The sequence below is a fragment of the Nonomuraea rhodomycinica genome, assembly GCF_013363995.1.
In the GTDB taxonomy this organism is placed as follows: Bacteria; Actinomycetota; Actinomycetes; order Streptosporangiales; family Streptosporangiaceae; genus Nonomuraea; species Nonomuraea rhodomycinica.
This window is the reverse complement of the sequence record NZ_JABWGO010000019.1, coordinates 19,457-37,004: the sequence shown is the minus strand read 5'-3', so window position 1 is coordinate 37,004 and position 17,548 is coordinate 19,457. Positions and strand designations below refer to the sequence as shown.

Here is a 17,548-nt window from a genome sequence, read left to right as displayed (position 1 = left end):
ATTCGGACTGGCAGAATGCAGGACGAAACAGACATCTGTATGTCAGGACAATAGGCCATGATGGGGAGCTGGACCCTCTGGAGGTGCGTTGTTCGACCTGATCACGATCGGCCGCTGCGGCGTCGACGTCTACCCCCTGCAGACAGGCGTGGGCCTGGACCGCGTCGAGAGCTTCGGCAAGTTCCTCGGCGGCAGCCCGACGAACGTCGCCGTGGCGGCGGCGCGGCACGGCCTGCGCTCCGCGGTGATCACCGCCACGGGTGCCGACCCCTTCGGCGCCTACGTCCGGCGGGCGATCCGCGGCTTCGGCGTGGACGACGCCTACGTGGCCACGGTCGAGGGGGCGCCGACGCCCGTCACGTTCTGCGAGATCTTCCCGCCCGATGACTTCCCGATCTACTTCTACCGGGGCGAGCATCCACCCGACCTCCAGCTGACGCCCGAGTCGCTGGACCTGGACGCCATCCGCGACGCCACGGTGTTCTGGTTCACCGCCACCGGTCTGAGCCAGGAGCCGAGCCGCTCGGCCCACGCCGCCGCGCTGGCCGCCCGGAGCTCCGGATGGACCGTGTTCGACCTCGACTACCGGCCCGTGCTGTGGGAGTCGCCCGAGGCGGCCCGGCGGTACGTGCGCGAGATGCTGCCCCACGCCGACGTGGCCGTCGGCAACCTCGACGAGGTCGAGAACGCCGTAGGCACCCGCGACCCGGAGGCCGCCGCGCAGGCGCTGCTCGACGCCGGGATGCGGGTCGCCGTGGTGAAGATGGGCCCCGAGGGCGTGCTCGCCCGCTCCGCCGACGAGCGGGCCGTGGTCGAGCCGGTCAAGGTCGAGGTGGTCAACGGCATCGGCGCCGGCGACGCCTTCGGCGGGGCGCTGTGCCTGGGACTGATCAAGGGCTGGCCGCTGGAACGCGCGGTCCGCTTCGCCAACGCCGCCGGCGCGTACGTGGCCGCCCGCCTGGCCTGCGCCGACGCCATGCCGACCACGGACGAGGTGCTGGCCCTGCTATGAGCGACGTCACTCTGCCCCCCCGCTCCGCCTACGAGCACCTCACCCGCGTCCGGGCCACCCGGCCGGGAGAGATCGCCCGGGCCGCGGCCCGGCGCCGCCGGCGCGGGCTGCCCGCCGAGGGTGAGCGGCTGCTCGTCATCGCCGCCGACCACCCCGCCCGCGGCGCGCTGGCCGTACGCGACCGGCCGCTGGCCATGGCCAGCCGCACCGACCTGCTCGACCGGCTGTGCACGGCCCTGGCCCGGCCCGGGGTGGACGGCATCCTGGCCTCCCCCGACATCCTGGAGGACCTGCTCCTGCTCGGCGCGCTCGAAGGCAAGCTCGCCTTCGGCTCCATGAACCGGGGCGGGATCCTGGGGTCGGTGTTCGAGGCCGACGACCGGTTCACCGGGTACGACGCGGCCTCCATCGACGCCATGCGGCTCGACGGCGGCAAGATGCTGTGCCGCATCGACCCCGACGACCCGGCGACCGTCACCACCCTGGAGTCGTGCGCCGCCGCCGTCAGCGACCTGGCCCGCCGCCAGCTCGTCGCCATGGTCGAGCCGTTCTGGTCGGGACGCCCCGGCGGCGGGCCGCTGCGCAACGACCTGTCGCCCGACGCGGTGATCCGGGCCGTCAGCGTCGCCCAGGCCCTCGGCGTCACCTCCGCCTACACCTGGCTGAAGATCCCCGCGGTCGCGGACATGGAGCGGGTCATGGACGCCACCACCCTGCCCGCGCTGCTGCTCGGCGGCGACCCCCCGGACATCGACGCCGCCTACGCCGACTGGGGGCGCGCGCTGCGCCTGCCCGGCGTGCGCGGCCTCGTGATCGGCCGCGCCCTGCTCTACCCTCCGGACGACGACGTCGCCACGGCCGTGGACGGTGCGGCCGCGCTGATTCGAGAGGTTGGCCCATGACATACCTTCCGTACGGCAAGGCCGCCGGCGGGCCCTGGTCGGTGGAGATCACCCCCGAGCTGGCCGGCTGGACCTACTCCGGGCTGCGGGTGGTCGAGCTGGGAGACGGACCGGTGTCGTTCGCCACGGGCGACGAGGAGATGATCGTCCTGCCGCTGGCGGGCTCGTGCACCGTGCGGTGCGCGCCCTCCGGCTCGCCCGAGGCCGCGTGGCGGCTCGACGGGCGCGCGTCGGTCTTCGACGGCCCGTCCGACTTCTGCTACCTGCCGATCGGGTCGCAGGTGACGCTGGAGGGCCGGGGGCGGATCGCGCTGCCGTCCGCCCGCGCCACCCGCGCGCTGGAGCCCCGGTACGTGCCCGCCTCCGACGTGCCGGTCGAGCTGCGCGGCGCGGGCCAGGCCAGCCGGCAGGTCAACAACTTCTGCGCGCCCGCCGTCTTCGAGTGCGACAAGCTCGTGGCCGTCGAGGTGCTCACCCCCGGCGGCAACTGGTCGTCCTATCCCCCGCACAAGCACGACACGCCCGGCGCTGACGAGGCCGTGCTGGAGGAGGTCTACTACTTCGAGGTGGCCGGCGACGGGCAGGGCTACCAGCGGGTCTACTCCTCCGAGCGGGGCCGCATCGACACCCTCGCCGAGGTGTCGTCCGGTGACGTGGTGCTCGTGCCCTACGGCTACCACGGCCCGTCGATGGCGGCGCCCGGCTACGACCTGTACTACCTCAACGTGCTGGCCGGACCGGCCGAGGAGCGGAGCATGGCCTTCTGCGACGACCCACGCCACGCCTGGATCCGCGCCACCTGGCAGGACCAGGCGATCGACCCGCGCCTGCCGTTCGGGGGCGGGCGATGACGCGCCTCACCGTCGCCCAGGCGGTCGTGCGCTTCCTGGCCGCCCAGTGGAGCGAGCGCGACGGCGCCGAGCACCGGCTGTTCGGCGGCTGCCTCGGCATCTTCGGCCACGGCAACGTCGCCGGGCTCGGCCAGGCCCTGGCCACCTCCACCGAGGACCTGCCCTACCGGCTCAGCCGCAACGAGCAGGCGATGGTCCACACGGCCGCCGCCTACGCCCGCGCCGCCAACCGGATGTCCACGCTGGCCTGCACCACCTCGATCGGGCCCGGCGCCACCAACATGATCACGGGCGCGGCCGGGGCGACCATCAACCGGCTGCCCGTGCTGCTCCTGCCCGGCGACGTGTTCTCCACCCGCGTCGCCAACCCGGTGCTCCAGGAGCTGGAGGACCCGCGCTCGTACGACGTGTCGGTCAACGACTGCTTCAAGCCCGTCTCCCGCTTCTGGGACCGCGTCAACCGCCCCGAACAGCTGCCCTCGGCGCTGCTCGCGGCGACGCGCGTGCTCACCGACCCCGCCGAGACCGGCGCGGTGACCCTCGCGCTGCCCCAGGACGTCCAGGCCGAGGCGTGGGACTGGCCGGACGAGCTGTTCGAGCGCCGCGTCTGGCACGTCCCCCGGCACCGGCCCGAGCGCGCCGCCGTGGCCAGGGCCGCCGAGCTGATCCGGTCGGCCGCCCGCCCGGTGATCATCGCGGGCGGCGGCGTCCTCTACAGCGAGGCCGCCGACCGGCTGCGGGAGTTCGCCGAGACGCACGGCGTCCCGGTCGCCGAGACGCAGGCCGGCAAGGGCGCCCTCCCCCACGGCCACCCGCTGGCGCTCGGCGCGGTCGGCGCGACCGGCACCACGGCCGCCAACGCCGTGGTCCGCGAGGCCGACCTGGTCATCGGCGTCGGCACCCGCTACAGCGACTTCACCACGGCCTCCCACTCCCTGTTCGCGGCCGGGACGCGCTTCGTCAACCTCAACGTCACCGGCTTCGACGCGGCCAAGCTGTCCGGGCTGCAACTCGTCGGCGACGCCCGGGAGGGCCTGGCCGACCTGGGCGAGGCGCTGGCCGGCTGGGACACGGGCGCCGCCCACCGCGAGCGGGCCGCCACCCTGATCCGCGCCTGGGACGCCACGGTGGACGCCGCCTACGACCCGTCCGCGTCGCCCGAGGACGGCTCCCCGCTGCCGCAGACCGCCGTGATCGGCGCGGTCAACGCCGCCGCCGGCGACGACGGGGTCGTGGTGTGCGCGGCCGGCTCCATGCCGGGCGACCTGCACAAGCTGTGGCGGCCCAGCGGCCCCGGCGCCTACCACGTCGAGTACGGCTACTCCTGCATGGGCTACGAGATCGCCGGCGGCCTCGGGGTCAAGCTGGCGGCGCCCGAGCGGGAGGTGTTCGTCCTGGTGGGCGACGGCTCCTACCTGATGATGGCCCAGGAGCTGGTCACGGCCGTGGCCGAAGGGGTCAAGCTGGTCGTGGTCCTGGTGGACAACTCCGGCTTCGCCTCGATCGGCGCCCTGTCGGAGAGCGTCGGGGCCGAGCGGCTCGGCACCTCCTACGCCTACCGGGGCTCCGGCCGCTACGACGGCGGGCCGCTGCCCGTGGACCTCGCGGCCAACGCCGCGAGCCTGGGCGCCACGGTGCTGCGCGCCGACACGGTCGCCGGGCTGCGCGAGGCGCTGAAGGAGGCCCGCGCCGCCACGACCACCACGGTCGTGTACGTCCGCACCGACCCGATGAGCCGGGCGCCCTCGTCGGAGGCGTGGTGGGACGTGCCGGTGGCGGAGGTCTCCACCACGGCCGCGGGCGAGGAGGCGCGGCAGGCGTACGAGTCGGCCAGGAAGGAGCAGCGCCGGCACCTCTGACGGCGCACCGTCAGAGGCTGCGGGGTCCTGGACGCCGGCGCGCCACCGGAGACGACCGGTCCGGCGGCGCGCCGTCGCACCGCACGAGAAACCCGCCCTGAGCGGCGGCGCGCCGTCCCCGATGCGGTCCGAGACGACGGCGCGCCACCGTCAGAGGCGCCCACTCCCGAACGGCCGGTCCGGCGACGGATCCGCGCACCGTACGAAATGCCCGTCCTGGGCGGCGGCGCGCCACCGGAGACGACCGGTCCGGCGGCGGGCCCTTACACCGCACGAGAAGCCCGCTCTGGACGACGGCGCGCCACCAGAAACGACCGGTCCAGCGACGGGCCCCACGCCGCACGAGAAGCCCACCCTGGACGACGGCGCACCATCCACGACGCCGGTCCGGGACGACGGCGCGCCACCGTCAGAGGCGCCCGCTCCCGGACGGCCGGTCTGGTGGCGGGTCGTCGCGCCGAGGGTGGACCGCGGTGCGTGGTGGGTCTTCGGGAGCCCTCGGCCACCGCGCCCGCCGCCGTGACCGCCCGGAGACGGCCGTGATCACCCGGAGACGGCCGTGATCACCCGGAGACGGCCGTGGTTGCCCAGAGGCGGCCGTGATCCGGAGACGGCCGTGATCCGGAGACGGCCGAGGTCACCCGTAGGCAGGCGTGGTCACCCGGAGGCGGGCGTGGTTGCCGGGAGAGGTCCGGGGGAACGCCTCTGACCAGGCATGACGTCGGGGGGCGGGATGAGGGTGTGGCGTGCGCTGGGCTGGGTGGCGCTCATCGCGGTGGGGCTCTACCTGTTCTCGGTCCTGCGCACCGTCGCCATCTCCGTCATCGTCGGCCTGCTCGTGACCGCGCTCCTGCTGCCCCCGGCGCGCTGGCTGCGGCGGCGCGGCCTCAACCGGGCGCTGTCCACCGCGGCGGTGTTCGTGGGCGGCGTCCTGCTGGCCGCGGCGCTGGTGGCGGTCCTCGTGCCGCCCACCGCGGACAGCCTCGCGCAGATGCGCAGCAGCCTCGGAAAGGCGCTCGGCGACCTCAACGGCCTGGTCTCCCGGTTCGGCCTCAACGGCGTGTCCCTGGCCGCCCAGGCCAGGGACTACCTGTCGGGCCAGGGCCAGAAGATCGCCACCGGGGCGCTCACCGGCGTGCGGACGGTCGGGGAGATCGTCGTGGGCGCGGCGCTGTCCGTCATCCTGGCCGTCTACTTCGTCCACGGCGGGGACCGGCTGTGGCGATGGCTGACCGAGCTGCTGCCCGCCCCTGCCCGGCCGCGCACCGAGCGCGCCGGTGAGCTGGTCTTCGACGTCCTCGGCCGCTACATCCGGGGTGTCGCCCTGGTGGGCGCGGTGGACGGGTTGTTCATCGGGCTGGCGCTGTGGATCCTGCACGTGCCGCTGGCGCTGCCGCTGGCGGTGCTGACGTTCGTGGGCGCGTTCCTGCCGGTGGTGGGGGCGTTCGTGGCGGGGCTGCTGGCGGCCGCGGTCGCGTTCGTGGCCAAGGGGTGGGTGGTGGCGCTGGCCGTCGTGGTCGTGACCGTGCTCGTGCAGCAGCTCGAAGGGCACGTGCTGGCGCCACAGATCTACGGGCGGACGCTCGACCTGCCGGGCGCGGTCATCCTGGTCGCCATCGCCGTGGGCAGCCTGGTCGCCGGGATCACGGGGGCGTTCCTGGCCGCCCCGGTGACGGCGGTGATCGTGGCGCTGCTCCGCGACCGCGGCACCCCGCCACCGTCCCGTCCGCTCCCGGCCCACCCGCCTCCGCCCCTGCCCGCGGACGCCACCTGACACCCCGGCCCGGCCCCCTACCGGCGCCGGTCTGCGAGGGGCATCTGCAGCTCCAGCTCGTGCCTGATCGGGATGCCGTCCGCCTCCGTGGGAATCCCGGGCTTGAGCCTGCGCGCCGCGTCCACCCCGTGCCGGCGCAGGGCCACCAGGTCGAACCCGTAGCGCTGGTAGAAGCGCAGCGCGTGGGTGTTGTCGTTGGTGGTGATGAGCGTCAGCCGGTCGGCCCCGCGCCGCGCCGCCTCCCCGCGTACGGCGTCGAGCAGCGCCCGGCCCACTCCCCTGCCCGGGAGCCACGCGTCGAGCGTAACCACCTCGACCTCGCGGCCGCCCGCGGCGCCGTCACGCTCGCTGTACGTCACCAGCCCCGCCGGCTCGTCACCGTCGAAGGCGAGGAAGCCCGGCAGCGCGGCGGCGTCGACCAGCTCGCCGCGCCCGAACGCCACGAGCGTCGACCCCCAGCTGCCGGCCAGGGCCCTGGTCACCAGCGGCAGGTCGGCGGGCCCGGCCGCTCGCACGGAGATCGCCATGCGGTCATTATGGTCCTCATGCGATGGGTGACGTTCGACTGCTTCGGCACACTGGTGGACTGGCGGCACGGCATCGCGACCAGCGCCGAGCTGGTCGCCCCCGGACGGGGAAGCCGCCTGCTCGACGCCTACGGACCGCACGAGCGGGCGGTCCAGGAGGAGTCGCCGGGCATGCGCTACCGCGAGGTGCTGGCCGAGTCGCTGCGCCGCGCCTGCGCGGAGGAGGGCGTGCGGCTGTCGCCGGACGACGCCGGTGTCCTGGCCGCCACGCTCCCGTACTGGCCGGTCTTCCCGGAGGTCGGCGCCGAGCTGGGACGCCTGCGCGAGGCCGGCTGGCGGCTCGCGCTGTTGACCAACTGCGACCGCGACCTGATCGCCGAGACCCGGCGCCGGCTGCCGGTGGCGTTCGACGCGGTGCTGACCGCCGAGGACGTCGGCGCCTACAAGCCGGACCTCGCGCACTTCACGACGTTCAGGGACGCGTTCGAGCCGGAGCGGTGGGTGCACGTGGCGCAGAGCTACACCCACGACCTCGTCCCGGCGCACCGGCTGGGGCTGCGCCGCGTGTGGATCAACCGGCTGGACGAGCGGCCCGCCAACCCCTCGGTGCCGCAGGACGTCCTGCCGGACCTGCGCGGCCTCGCCGGCCTCCTCTGACGCCGCCCTTGCCGCTGGTGGTTCCTGCGGATCCGGGACGCCCAGGGCTCCCCGGCTGCCGAGGCTAGGACGAGGTGACGCGCTGCTCCAGCACGTCCGAGATGCCGGCGAGGAACGCGTCCACGTCCGTGATCAGGTAGCCGGACCTGAGCAGCACGGTCGAGAACCTCGCCGCCCGCACCTCCTCGGCCGTCACCGGGTACTCGGTGGTGCCGCGCAGCGTCGCCACGATCCGGTCGAGGAACGCGTCCACCTCGTCCTCGTTGTAGCCGGTGCCCATCCGGCCCGGCCGGAACGCCACCCGCTCCACCCGCGCCGCCTGGGACTCGAACCACTCCTCGCGCAGCATCTCCCCGGTGGGCTCCGCCATGGCCAGCCTGATGGGGCTCCTGGCCTGCGTCTCCAGCGCCACCACGAACGCCTCCAGGGCGAAGTCCACGGCCGTCTCGTGGTAGCCGCCGCGCTTGGGGCGGAACGTCGCCCGGCGGACGTCGTCGGCGGTCACGGGCTCCACGTCACGCGCTCCCCGGCCCAGCGTCGACTCGATCCGCCCGATGAGGGCGTCGACCTCCGCCGGGTCATATCCGGAACGCATACCCATGACGCGCGGAAAGCGGTTCAAGCCCACTCCTCCCGGAATCTGCTGAGGGGTTCGATCTCGGATGGGTTCGATCTCTATTGTGCGATTCTTTATCGCGACGATGCGAGCCGCCCTATACCGTTACAGCACCATGTGGCTCGCTCAGGTCTCTTTCCGCTACCGAAGGCGTGACCGTTACGTCATCGAGGCCGCCGAGGCCCGTCTCTCCCCCGGCGACGTGGTGGAGCTGACCGGACCCAACGGCGCGGGCAAGTCCACGCTGCTGCGCCTGATGGCCGGGCTCACCCGCCCCACTTCCGGTGCCGTCACCGGCCGCCCCGCCGTCGTCGGGTACGTCCCCGACCGCTTCCCCACCGGACAGCCGTTCACGGTGGCCGGATACCTGCGCCACATGGCGCGGGTCCGCGGCGGCGCCCGCTGGGAGCCCTGGGCCGAGCGCGTCGGCCTCGACGGCTTCTCGGACGTGCGGCTGCGCGAGCTGTCGAAGGGGACCGCGCACAAGGTCGGCCTGGTGCAGGCCCTCATGGCGGAGCCCGGGCTGCTGGTGCTGGACGAGCCGTTCGCCGGCCTGGACCGGGACACGCGGGACGCCCTGCCGCAGATCGTCACGGAGGTGGCGGCGCGGGGCGGCATCGTGGTGGCCAGCGACCACCAGGGCGGGCTGGGCACGCTGGACGGGGTGCGGCCCTGGTCGTTACGCTCGGCCCGCCTGATCGAGCACCCACCGCCGCCGTCGCCCGGCCTGGCCGCCGAGGATCCCTTGGGCGTCGAGGGCTCACCGAGCGCGGAGGGTCCTCCGGGCGAGGCGGAGCTCGGGGCGGCGAGGGGCGCGGTCACTGTGGAGGTGAGCGTGCCGGCCCGCGACCTGGACGGCTTCCTCCGTCGGATGCGCGACGACGGCTACCCGGCGCGCGCCCTCACCGAGGAGGAGGTCACGTGATCGCCCTGGTGGCCTTCCGCGTCGCGGCCTACGTGCGCTCCCACCGCGTCTTCCAGGCCTTCCTGCCCATCCTCGTCATGATCTCCATCGTCTACGCCAGCCGCGCGCCGCGCGGGGCCGAGGTGGCGGCGCTGACCGACTCGGCCGTGCTGGTCATCCCGTTCCTGGCGTGGGCCACGCGGGGTCTGCTCGACACCGAGCCGGACGAGCAGCGCGCGATCTCGGCGACCGCGGTCGGCGGGCGCCTGCGCGAGGTGGCCGCCGGGCTGCTGGCGGCGCTGGTCACGTGCATGGCGTTCGCGGCGCTCACCCTCGGCTGCGGGCTGGCGCTCGGCCTGTCCGCCACACCGTCACGCGGGGTCGTGGCCGCGGGGGTGGTGGTCCACGCGCTGGCCGTCCTGGCCGGGGTCGCGCTGGGCGCCCTGACCAGCCGGCCCGTCATGCCGTCGCCGGCGTACTCGGTCATGGCGCTCGTCGCGGGGTTCCTGATGATGCTGCTGGTCGGCGCCTCACCGGCCTACTGGCTGACGGTGCCGGTCACTGCTTGGATGAAGGCGGCCGGAGCGGGGCGGCTGGTGAGCGAGCTGCCGGGGCTGGCCGCCATCTCCCTCGCCTGGTGTCTGGCGGCCCTGGCCTTGTACGGCTACCTCCGCCGCGACAGACCGTGATGGAGCCATCCGCGGAGGGGTCCGGCCGCAGCCTGCGGGCCGGCTCGGGGTCCGCGTGTGAGGCGCGGCTCGGGCCCAGCCCGTGAGACGGCTCGGGGTCCGCGTGTGAGGCGGCTCGGGCCCAGCCTGTGAGGCGGCTCGGGGTCAGCCCGTGAACGGTGCCCGGCCGGCGGTGCGCGCGTAACGGCGGCCGGCCCTGTGCGGGTTCAGCGGCCGTCTCCCTGGAGGCCCCCAGCCCCGTGCGGCGGGTGGCGCCGGCCGGGCTTGGCCGTAACAGACAGGAAGCGTGTCAGACGTCCGCGGCGGCGAGCTGGCCGCAGGCGCCGTCGATCTCCCGCCCCCGGGTGTCGCGGACCGTCACCGGCACGCCGTGGAACTGCAGCCGCCGCACGAACGCCCGCTCGTCCTCCGGGCGCGAGGCCGTCCACTTCGAGCCCGGCGTCGGGTTGAGCGGGATGAGGTTGACGTGCACCAGCTTGTTGCGCACCAGCTTGCCGAGCAGGTCGGCCCGCCACTCCTGGTCGTTGATGTCCTTGATCAGCGCGTACTCGATCGACACCCGCCGCTTCGTCCTCGCCGCGTACGCCCACGCCGCGTCGAGCACCTCGGCGACCTTCCAGCGTGTGTTGATCGGCACCAGCGTGTCGCGCAGCTCGTCGTCCGGCGCGTGCAGCGACAGCGCGAGCGTCACCGGCAGCCCCTCGTCGGCGAGCTTGCCGATCGCCGGCACCAGGCCCACCGTGGACACCGTCACACCGCGCGCCGAGATGCCGAGCCCGTGCGGCGCCGGCTCCACCAGGCGGCGCACCGCCCCGATCACCTGCTTGTAGTTGGCCAGCGGCTCGCCCATGCCCATGAACACGACGTTGCTGACCCGGCCCGGCCCGCCCGGCACCTCACCGGCGGCCAGCGCCCGCGCGCCCGCCACGACCTGCTCGACGATCTCGGCGGTCGACATGTTGCGGGTCAGCCCGGCCTGCCCGGTAGCGCAGAACGGGCAGTTCATGCCGCATCCCGCCTGCGACGACACGCACATCGTGACCCGGTCGGGATAGCGCATGAGGACCGACTCCACCAGCGCCCCGTCGAACAGCTTCCACAGCGTCTTGCGGGTCGTGCCGCCGTCGGTGGTCAGCTCCTTGACCGGCGTGAGCAGCGACGGCAGCAGCTTCGACAGCTTCTCGCGCGAGGCCGCGGGCAGGTCGGTCATCGCGGCCACGTCGGTGGTGAGGCGCTCGAAGTAGTGCCGCGAGAGCTGGTCGGCGCGGAACGCCTTCTCCCCCAGCTCGGTGACCGCGGCCCGGCGGTCGGCCATGGACAGGTCGGCCAGGTGCCGGGCGGGCTTGGCCCTGCGCGGCGCGACGAACGTGAGCTGACCTGGCTGCTGGGACACGGGACTGCCTTCTGCTAGAGGGGTTACCGACCAGGGTAGTGAACGCTCGGCGCGCGGGCGTCATTCCGGGCGCCTTCCCGCGCAGAACTTCGGCCACCGGAGCGCCTTCACGCCACAAGGGGCTCCAGGGAACGGCGTCATCGCGATACCGCTCGCCCCCGGGTCCTCCGCCGATCTACAGTCATCTCGTATGGCGATTTTCCGGTCGGCGTCTGGCGAGGGGCGGGCCGAGGTCGTCCTCACCGCCGGCAACCCGTACGGCAGCCGCACGCTCGTGATCGAGCGCGACGAGGACGCCTCGGTGGCCTACCTGTGCTCGTCCGACGGCGCCGTGCACGGCGCGGTGTGGCTGGCCAACCACCGTCCCGCCCCACCCGTGGTCGATCTGGCCCGTCTGAACTCCGGCCGGCCGCCGCTGATGCCGCGGCCGGGCACCACGCATCCCGCCGGCCGCGGGCCGCTCGGCCGGCTCACCGTGCTGTGGTTCGAGGAGGGCGACGGGGTCGCGATCTACGAGGACGACGACCTGCTGGCCGTCATCCCCGGCTGGGCCGACATGAGCAGGGGCATGCCCGGCTACGCCCGCGACGCGGTGGGCGAGTCGCCGTTCGCCTGGGCGCTGGCCGAGGCGCTGGAAGGGCTGGCGCCGCGCATCTCCAACGCCCGCTCGTACTGGATGTGGCGGCACGCGGAGGGGTCCTGGCCGTCGTTCCAGCAGTTCGCGATGAGCCACCTCGACCGGGTGCTGGGCCGCGCCGGCCGCTACTGGGACGCGAGCGGCGACCGGCTGCCCACGGTCGGCATCACCGAGCGGCCGCCGCACGAGGAGCGGGAGTTCACCGTGCTGTCCACGGTCGGCATGAGCTGCCAGCGCATGCCGACGGTCGAGCAGTGGATCGACAAGCCGGGCGCGTACGCGCGGATCGAGCTGGCCGTGGCGACCCGGGACGACCCGCGGGAGGCGGCGCTGCTGCTCGTGTGGCTGGCGCAGTATCCGTGGCACTCGGTCACCTGGCTCGGCCACGGGCACACCGCCAAGTGGTACCACGAGCCGTCCACGTTCCCGCTGGGGCCGGGGTACGCGGGGGTGCTCATGCTGGCCGACCAACCCAACATGCCCGACATGTCAGGATTCACCTTCGGAGGCGAGGCGGTGCGCTGGCTGTGGCTGACGCCCATCACGGCCGAGGAACTGGAAGAACACCGCCACTAGGCGAAGCCCGGATGAACCGGCGGACACCGGAAGCACAGCGCCATCAGCCGGGCGCGCGCCGGAAGCCGCCACAAGCCGGCCGCCGGGACAACGCTAGAAGAACAGCGACATGAGCAGCCACACCGGCACCAGCGTGGTCACCAGAGAGTCGAGCCGGTCCATCAGCCCGCCGTGGCCCGGCAGGATCGTGCCGAGGTCCTTGATGCCGAGGTCCCGCTTGATCATCGATTCGATGAGGTCGCCCACGGTCGCCAGCACGGCGCCCAGCGCGCCGATGAGCGCGCCCTGCCAGAGGCGGCCGTCGAGCAGCCAGGTCACCAGCCACGCCCCGACCAGGGTGCAGGCCACGACCGATCCGGCGAGCCCCTCCCAGGTCTTCTTCGGGCTGATCACGGTCAGCTGGTGCCGGCCGAACAGCACTCCGGCGACGTACCCGCCGATGTCGCTGGCCACGGTCACCGCGACGAACACGATCACCCGGTCGCGGCCGTCGACCGGTGCCAGCAGCAGCGCCACGAAACCGGCCAGCAGCGGCGGGTAGACCAGCAGGAAGACCGAGCCCGTCGCGTCACGGACGTACCCGGCGGTGCGCCCGGCCGCGCCCCGGCCCTGCTCGCCCTCGCCGTCCCCGCCCGTGAACATCCGCCAGATCAGCAGGACGAACACCGACACGACGAACACCCCGAGCAGCCACGCCGGACCGCCCCAGTACGCGCCCGCCTGCATCGCGGCCATCGAGACCAGCACCGGCACGACGGGGACGCGGATGCCGCGGGAGGCGAACGCGCGCGTCATCTCGACCACGCCGATGCCCACCGCCGCCACGACCACGACCAGGAAGAGCTCCTTGATCGTATAGAGGGTGGCGATGACCAGCGCGCCCAGCCCCACGCCCACCGCGATCGCGGCGGGCAGGTTGCGTCCCGTACGGCTGCCGCCGCTCGGGCTGCTGCCAGCCGTACGTTCTTCCACAGAGACTCTCCATAAGCCACGGCCCCCGCCATCGGGCGAGGGCCGTGCGGCGGGCGCCGCTCAGACCTCGAGCAGCTCGGCTTCCTTGTGCTTGAGCAGCTCGTCGATCTTGGCGACGTGCTTCTGCGTCAGGTCGTCCAGCTCCTTCTCAGCGCGCCGGACCTCGTCCTCGCCGGCCTCGCCATCCTTGATCATCTTGTCGAGGATCTCCTTGGCGGAGCGGCGGATGTTGCGCACCGACACCTTGGCGTGCTCGCCCTTGTTGCGGGCCACCTTGATGTACTCCTTGCGGCGCTCCTCCGACAGCTCGGGGAACGACACACGGATCACCTGGCCGTCGTTACCGGGGTTGACGCCGAGGTCGGAGTCGCGGATCGCCTTCTCGATCGCGGCCATCGAGCCCTTGTCGTAGGGCTGGATGATGACCATGCGGGCCTCGGGCACGTGGAACGAGGCCAACTGCTGGATCGGAGTGGGCGAACCGTAGTAGTCGGCACTGATCTTGTTGAACATCGAGGGGGTGACACGCCCCGTGCGGATGCCCGCGAAGTCCTCCTTCGCGACCGACACGGCCTTGTCCATCTTCTCCTCGGCTTCGAGGAGGGTTTCGTCGATCACAGCGGCTCCCTGTCTTCTAGCTGGCGGATCGGGCTCGCTCGCTCACTTGCCTGCGGGACTCACCAGCGTGCCGATTTTCTCACCGCGGACCGCTCGCAGGATGTTGCCCTCACCCATGAGATCGAAGACCACGATCGGCAGGTCGTTGTCCTTGCACAGGCTGATGGCGGTCGCGTCCATGACCTGCAGGTCGCGGATCAGCACCTCGCCGTAGTCGAGGTGGTCGAACCGCACCGCGTCGGGGTTCTTGCGCGGGTCGGAGTCGTAGACGCCGTCGACCTGGGTGCCCTTGAGCAGCGCCTCGGCGCCGATCTCCAGGGCGCGCTGGGACGCGGCCGTGTCGGTGGAGAAGAACGGCGAGCCCAGCCCGGCCCCGAAGATCACCACGCGGCCCTTCTCCAGGTGCCTGATCGCCCGGCGGGGCAGGAACGGCTCGGCCACCTGCTGCATGGTGATGGCCGTCTGGACGCGCGTCTCGACGCCGCGGCGCTCCAGGAAGTCCTGCAGCGCCAGGCAGTTGATGACCGTGCCCAGCATGCCCATGTAGTCGGCGCGGGCCCGGTCGATGCCCTGCTCCGACAGGGCGGCCCCGCGGAACATGTTGCCACCGCCGACCACCACCGCGACCTGCACGCCCTCGCGCACGGCCTCGGCGATCGAGTCGGCCAGGTGGTCGACCACGAGCGGGTCGATCCCCAGCGGGTCGCCGCCGGCGAACGCCTCACCGGACAGCTTCAGCATCACCCGCTTCCAGCGCAGCGGGCTGTTGGTCGGACCGGAATGCGAGGAAGCCGCCGGCGTGGCTGGCTCCTGATTGTCCTGCACGGCGGCGGCCTCCTTCTTAGGCGGTTCGGTGGGCTGAGGGTTCGCTCAAGCCTAAGCCTGACCGACCTTGAAGCGGACGAACGAGAGCACCTCGACGCCGTTCTCCTCGGCGTACTTGCCCACGCTCTTCTTGTTGTCCTTGACGAACGCCTGCTGGAGCAGCGTGAAGTCCTTGTACCAGCCGTTCACGCGGCCCTCGACGATCTTGCCGATGGCGGCCTCGGGCTTGCCCTCCTCGCGGGTCATCTCCTCGAAGAGCTTGCGCTCCTTCTCGACGACCTCGGCCGGGACGGCGGCGGCGTTCAGGTACTGCGGGGCCATCGCGGCGGCGTGCTGCGCGATGTCCTTGGCGACGTCGGCGTTCGGCTTGTCGAGCTGCACGAGCACGCCGACGGCCGGCGGCAGCGCCGGGTCGGTGCGGTGCATGTAGGCGCCGATGTAGCCGCCCTCCAGCACCGCGAAGCGACGGATCTCGATCTTCTCGCCGAGCGCGGCGTTGGCGACGTCGAGGTGCTCCTTGACGCTCTTGCCGTCGAAGGAGGACTCCAGCAGCGACGCGACGTCGGCCGGCTTGGTGGCCAGCACGTGGTCGACGACCTGGGCGGCCAGCTCCTGGAAGCGCTCGCCCTTGGCGACGAAGTCGGTCTCACAGTTGAGCTCGAGCAGCGCGGCGGCGGAGTCGCCGTCCTGCTTGAGGGCGACCAGGCCGTTGGAGGCGGTGCGCGCCTCGCGCTTGCCGACGTCCTTGGCGCCCTTCAGGCGCAGCAGCTCGATGGCGCGGTCGAAGTCGCCCTCGGACTCCTCGAGCGCCTTCTTGCAGTCCATCATGCCGGCAGCGGTGATCTCGCGAAGCCGCTTGACGTCGGCCATGTTCACGGAAGCCATTGCTTTTTCCTCGTGGGATTTCGTCGTGGATCGGATGGGCGCCGGGTCCGGCTCCCACCCTGGGGTGGTACGGCCGGCGCGTGCCGTACGGAAGCTTGGCCTTGCTCGGTGTCTAACCCGAGCCGGTGGCCGCTAACCCGGGCGGCGGGCCCGGTTCCGCGACCTTGTGCGGAGCGATCTGATGCCGAGCGGTCTCATGCCGAGCGGTCTCGTGCCGAGCGGCCGGGCGCGGGCCCGGGACCGTCCGGCCGTACCGCGGGCGCCGCCCGGGACCGGTGCCGGCCGGGAGCCTCCTCGGCGGCTGCCCGCCCGAGGCGCCCTCGGCGACGAGCCGTCCGGTGGCGGCCTCCGCAGCGGCGGCCCGTCCGGTGGCGGCGTCCTCGCCGGCGACCTGCCCGCTGACAGGGCCGTCGCTGACGGCCCGCCGCTGACGGCGCCCTCGGTCACCTCGGCGCTCGATCTCGAACGTCTCGATCCCGGACGTCTCGATCCCGGACGTCTCGATCCCGGACGTCTGGATCTCGGACGTCTCCATCTGGGACGTCTCGATCTCGAACGCCTCGGTCCTCAACGCCTCGGTCCCGGACATCTCGGTCTCGGCCGCCTCGTCTCGATCGCCTTGATTCGGTCGCCTTGGTTCGGTCGTCCGGTCGTCCCGGCCCCGTGCCGTGGGAGGCGTGGGGCCTCCCACGAGGCCGTCGCTCCGGACAGGCGCTCACCGGTGGGCCACCTGTGGGCGCCGCCCCCTCCCGCACCCCGTCCGCCCCGTACAGACGGGCGAGGTGCGGGTCAGGCGGAACCGGTCGGTCAGGCCTGCGGCTGCTCGGTGCCGGCCTCGGCCTCAGCCTCGGCAGCGGCGGGAGCGGCCTCAGCCTCGGCCTCGGCAGCCGGAGCGGCCTCAGCGGCCTCAGCCGGAGCGGCCTCGGCGGCCGGAGCGGCGTCGGCGGCGGTCTCGCCGGAGCCCTGCTCGATGAGCTCGCGCTCCCACTCGGCCAGCGGCTCGGCGGCGGCGGGCTTCTCGTCACCGCGGGCGGCGCCGGAGCGAGCCATCAGACCGGCGGCGACACCGTCGGCGACGACCCGGGTCAGCAGGCCGACGGCGCGGATGGCGTCGTCGTTGCCGGGGATCGGGTAGTCGACCTCGTCGGGGTCGCAGTTGGTGTCGAGGATCGCGACGACAGGGATGCCAAGCTTCTTGGCCTCGCTGATCGCGATGTGCTCCTTCTTGGTGTCGACGACCCACACGGCGCTGGGCACGCGGCCCATGTCGCGGATGCCGCCGAGCGTGCGCTCCAGCTTGTCCTTCTCACGGCGGCGCATGAGGAGCTCCTTCTTGGTGAGCCCCGAGCCCGCGACGTTGTCGAAGTCGAGCTCCTCCAGCTCCTTCAGGCGCTGGAGCCTCTTGTGCACGGTGGAGAAGTTGGTGAGCATGCCACCCAGCCAGCGCTGGTTGACGTACGGCATGCCGACGCGGGCGGCCTGCTCGGAGATGGCCTCCTGAGCCTGCTTCTTCGTGCCGATGAACAGGATCGTGCCGCCGTGGGCGACGGTCTCCTTGACGAAGTCGTACGCGCGGTCGATGTAGGACAGCGACTTCTGCAGGTCGATGATGTAGATGCCGTTGCGCTCGGTGAAGATGAAGCGCTTCATCTTCGGGTTCCAGCGGCGGGTCTGGTGCCCGAAGTGAACGCCGCTCTCGAGCAGCTGTCGCATGGTGACGACGGGGGCCATCTGCTGGTCCTCCAGGTCTGGGCGCCCGGCGGGCGGGCGCGGTTCTCGGTTGTGACGCGGCGGCCGAACGGCCCCCGCCCTGATGCCCCGGAGCGCGCCAGCCGGGCCTGAGCCCGGACC

At 72.9% G+C, this 17,548-nt stretch carries 18 protein-coding genes; 9 read left to right on the top strand and 9 right to left on the bottom strand.

Translation table 11 applies throughout. The annotated features are described in order from the left end of the window. Window positions 1-88: 88 nt before the first annotated feature. The 5 genes from iolC (at window position 89) to HT134_RS42475 (ending at window position 6,398) form a co-directional block, all read left to right on the top strand. Window positions 89-1,012 (top strand): 5-dehydro-2-deoxygluconokinase, encoded by a 924-nt coding sequence (gene iolC, locus HT134_RS42495; RefSeq protein WP_175606177.1) that lies wholly within the window; start codon window positions 89-91, stop codon window positions 1,010-1,012. Beyond that, the gene (locus HT134_RS42490) at window positions 1,009-1,914 is read left to right on the top strand and encodes a Cgl0159 family (beta/alpha)8-fold protein (protein WP_175606176.1); all 906 of its coding nucleotides are present in this window, start codon (window positions 1,009-1,011) and stop codon (window positions 1,912-1,914) included. Before iolC ends, HT134_RS42490 begins: the two co-directional genes overlap by 4 nt. Next, on the top strand, window positions 1,911-2,765 hold the full coding sequence (gene iolB, locus HT134_RS42485) for a 5-deoxy-glucuronate isomerase (protein ID WP_175606175.1): 855 nt from the start codon (window positions 1,911-1,913) through the stop codon (window positions 2,763-2,765). The genes HT134_RS42490 and iolB overlap by 4 nt, the downstream gene beginning before the upstream one ends. Next, the gene (gene iolD / locus HT134_RS42480) at window positions 2,762-4,624 is read left to right on the top strand and encodes a 3D-(3,5/4)-trihydroxycyclohexane-1,2-dione acylhydrolase (decyclizing) (protein WP_175606174.1); all 1,863 of its coding nucleotides are present in this window, start codon (window positions 2,762-2,764) and stop codon (window positions 4,622-4,624) included. Before iolB ends, iolD begins: the two co-directional genes overlap by 4 nt. A gap of 733 nt (window positions 4,625-5,357) precedes the next feature. Next, the gene (locus HT134_RS42475; RefSeq protein WP_175606173.1) at window positions 5,358-6,398 is read left to right on the top strand and encodes an AI-2E family transporter; all 1,041 of its coding nucleotides are present in this window, start codon (window positions 5,358-5,360) and stop codon (window positions 6,396-6,398) included. 17 nt (window positions 6,399-6,415) lie between these two features. Here the strand turns inward: HT134_RS42475 and HT134_RS42470 are convergent, their stop codons facing one another. Continuing rightward, the gene (locus HT134_RS42470; RefSeq protein ID WP_175606172.1) at window positions 6,416-6,925 is read right to left on the bottom strand and encodes a GNAT family N-acetyltransferase; all 510 of its coding nucleotides are present in this window, start codon (window positions 6,923-6,925) and stop codon (window positions 6,416-6,418) included. 18 nt (window positions 6,926-6,943) lie between these two features. Here HT134_RS42470 and HT134_RS42465 point away from each other — a divergent pair, with 18 nt between their 5' ends. After that, on the top strand, window positions 6,944-7,582 hold the full coding sequence (locus tag HT134_RS42465; protein ID WP_217709031.1) for an HAD family hydrolase: 639 nt from the start codon (window positions 6,944-6,946) through the stop codon (window positions 7,580-7,582). Window positions 7,583-7,646: 64 nt separating this feature from the next. On the opposite strand, the gene HT134_RS42460 is transcribed toward HT134_RS42465, so the two are convergent. Beyond that, window positions 7,647-8,177, bottom strand: a complete 531-nt coding sequence (locus tag HT134_RS42460; protein ID WP_175606170.1) for a DivIVA domain-containing protein — start codon at window positions 8,175-8,177, stop codon at window positions 7,647-7,649. A gap of 136 nt (window positions 8,178-8,313) precedes the next feature. Here HT134_RS42460 and HT134_RS42455 point away from each other — a divergent pair, with 136 nt between their 5' ends. Both HT134_RS42455 and HT134_RS42450 read left to right on the top strand, forming a co-directional pair. Further along, complete coding sequence (locus HT134_RS42455) at window positions 8,314-9,123, top strand: ABC transporter ATP-binding protein (protein WP_175606169.1); 810 nt, start codon at window positions 8,314-8,316, stop codon at window positions 9,121-9,123. After that, window positions 9,120-9,791, top strand: a complete 672-nt coding sequence (locus tag HT134_RS42450) for a hypothetical protein (protein ID WP_175606168.1) — start codon at window positions 9,120-9,122, stop codon at window positions 9,789-9,791. Before HT134_RS42455 ends, HT134_RS42450 begins: the two co-directional genes overlap by 4 nt. Window positions 9,792-10,080: 289 nt before the next feature. On the opposite strand, the gene rlmN is transcribed toward HT134_RS42450, so the two are convergent. Beyond that, window positions 10,081-11,184 carry a dual-specificity RNA methyltransferase RlmN gene (gene rlmN / locus HT134_RS42445; protein WP_175606167.1) on the bottom strand — a complete coding sequence of 368 codons (1,104 nt, stop codon included), beginning with the start codon at window positions 11,182-11,184 and terminating at the stop codon, window positions 10,081-10,083. A gap of 190 nt (window positions 11,185-11,374) precedes the next feature. Here rlmN and HT134_RS42440 point away from each other — a divergent pair, with 190 nt between their 5' ends. Next, a complete protein-coding gene (locus tag HT134_RS42440; protein ID WP_175606166.1) occupies window positions 11,375-12,397 on the top strand; it encodes a suppressor of fused domain protein in 1,023 nt (340 codons plus the stop codon). A gap of 93 nt (window positions 12,398-12,490) precedes the next feature. Here HT134_RS42440 and HT134_RS42435 read toward each other — a convergent pair whose 3' ends face one another. The 6 genes from HT134_RS42435 to rpsB form a co-directional block, all read right to left on the bottom strand. Next, window positions 12,491-13,369: a phosphatidate cytidylyltransferase gene (locus HT134_RS42435; protein ID WP_312888867.1), complete on the bottom strand. Its 879-nt coding sequence runs from the start codon at window positions 13,367-13,369 to the stop codon at window positions 12,491-12,493. Between the two features lie 60 nt (window positions 13,370-13,429). Next, on the bottom strand, window positions 13,430-13,987 hold the full coding sequence (gene frr, locus HT134_RS42430; protein WP_175606165.1) for a ribosome recycling factor: 558 nt from the start codon (window positions 13,985-13,987) through the stop codon (window positions 13,430-13,432). A gap of 42 nt (window positions 13,988-14,029) precedes the next feature. After that, window positions 14,030-14,728, bottom strand: a complete 699-nt coding sequence (gene pyrH, locus HT134_RS42425) for a UMP kinase (protein WP_217709034.1) — start codon at window positions 14,726-14,728, stop codon at window positions 14,030-14,032. 135 nt (window positions 14,729-14,863) lie between these two features. Then, a complete protein-coding gene (gene tsf, locus HT134_RS42420; RefSeq protein WP_175606163.1) occupies window positions 14,864-15,697 on the bottom strand; it encodes a translation elongation factor Ts in 834 nt (277 codons plus the stop codon). Window positions 15,698-15,809: 112 nt separating this feature from the next. After that, window positions 15,810-16,286 (bottom strand): hypothetical protein, encoded by a 477-nt coding sequence (locus tag HT134_RS42415; RefSeq protein WP_175606162.1) that lies wholly within the window; start codon window positions 16,284-16,286, stop codon window positions 15,810-15,812. A gap of 218 nt (window positions 16,287-16,504) precedes the next feature. Beyond that, on the bottom strand, window positions 16,505-17,428 hold the full coding sequence (gene rpsB / locus HT134_RS42410) for a 30S ribosomal protein S2 (RefSeq protein WP_175606161.1): 924 nt from the start codon (window positions 17,426-17,428) through the stop codon (window positions 16,505-16,507). Between the last annotated feature and the right edge of the window lie 120 nt (window positions 17,429-17,548).

What these genes read in the sequence shown, in the direction of transcription:
- HT134_RS42490 (WP_175606176.1), top strand. Translation starts at nt 1,009, where the DNA reads ATGAGCGACGTCACTCTGCCCCCCCGCTCCGCCTACGAGCACCTCACC.
- iolB (WP_175606175.1), top strand. Translation starts at nt 1,911, where the DNA reads ATGACATACCTTCCGTACGGCAAGGCCGCCGGCGGGCCCTGGTCGGTG.
- iolD (WP_175606174.1), top strand. Translation starts at nt 2,762, where the DNA reads ATGACGCGCCTCACCGTCGCCCAGGCGGTCGTGCGCTTCCTGGCCGCC.
- HT134_RS42475 (WP_175606173.1), top strand. Translation starts at nt 5,358, where the DNA reads ATGAGGGTGTGGCGTGCGCTGGGCTGGGTGGCGCTCATCGCGGTGGGG.
- HT134_RS42470 (WP_175606172.1), bottom strand. Translation starts at nt 6,925, where the DNA reads ATGGCGATCTCCGTGCGAGCGGCCGGGCCCGCCGACCTGCCGCTGGTG.
- HT134_RS42465 (WP_217709031.1), top strand. Translation starts at nt 6,944, where the DNA reads ATGCGATGGGTGACGTTCGACTGCTTCGGCACACTGGTGGACTGGCGG.
- HT134_RS42460 (WP_175606170.1), bottom strand. Translation starts at nt 8,177, where the DNA reads ATGCGTTCCGGATATGACCCGGCGGAGGTCGACGCCCTCATCGGGCGG.
- HT134_RS42455 (WP_175606169.1), top strand. Translation starts at nt 8,314, where the DNA reads ATGTGGCTCGCTCAGGTCTCTTTCCGCTACCGAAGGCGTGACCGTTAC.
- HT134_RS42440 (WP_175606166.1), top strand. Translation starts at nt 11,375, where the DNA reads ATGGCGATTTTCCGGTCGGCGTCTGGCGAGGGGCGGGCCGAGGTCGTC.
- pyrH (WP_217709034.1), bottom strand. Translation starts at nt 14,728, where the DNA reads ATGCTGAAGCTGTCCGGTGAGGCGTTCGCCGGCGGCGACCCGCTGGGG.
- tsf (WP_175606163.1), bottom strand. Translation starts at nt 15,697, where the DNA reads ATGGCTTCCGTGAACATGGCCGACGTCAAGCGGCTTCGCGAGATCACC.
- HT134_RS42415 (WP_175606162.1), bottom strand. Translation starts at nt 16,286, where the DNA reads ATGTCCGGGACCGAGGCGTTGAGGACCGAGGCGTTCGAGATCGAGACG.
- rpsB (WP_175606161.1), bottom strand. Translation starts at nt 17,428, where the DNA reads ATGGCCCCCGTCGTCACCATGCGACAGCTGCTCGAGAGCGGCGTTCAC.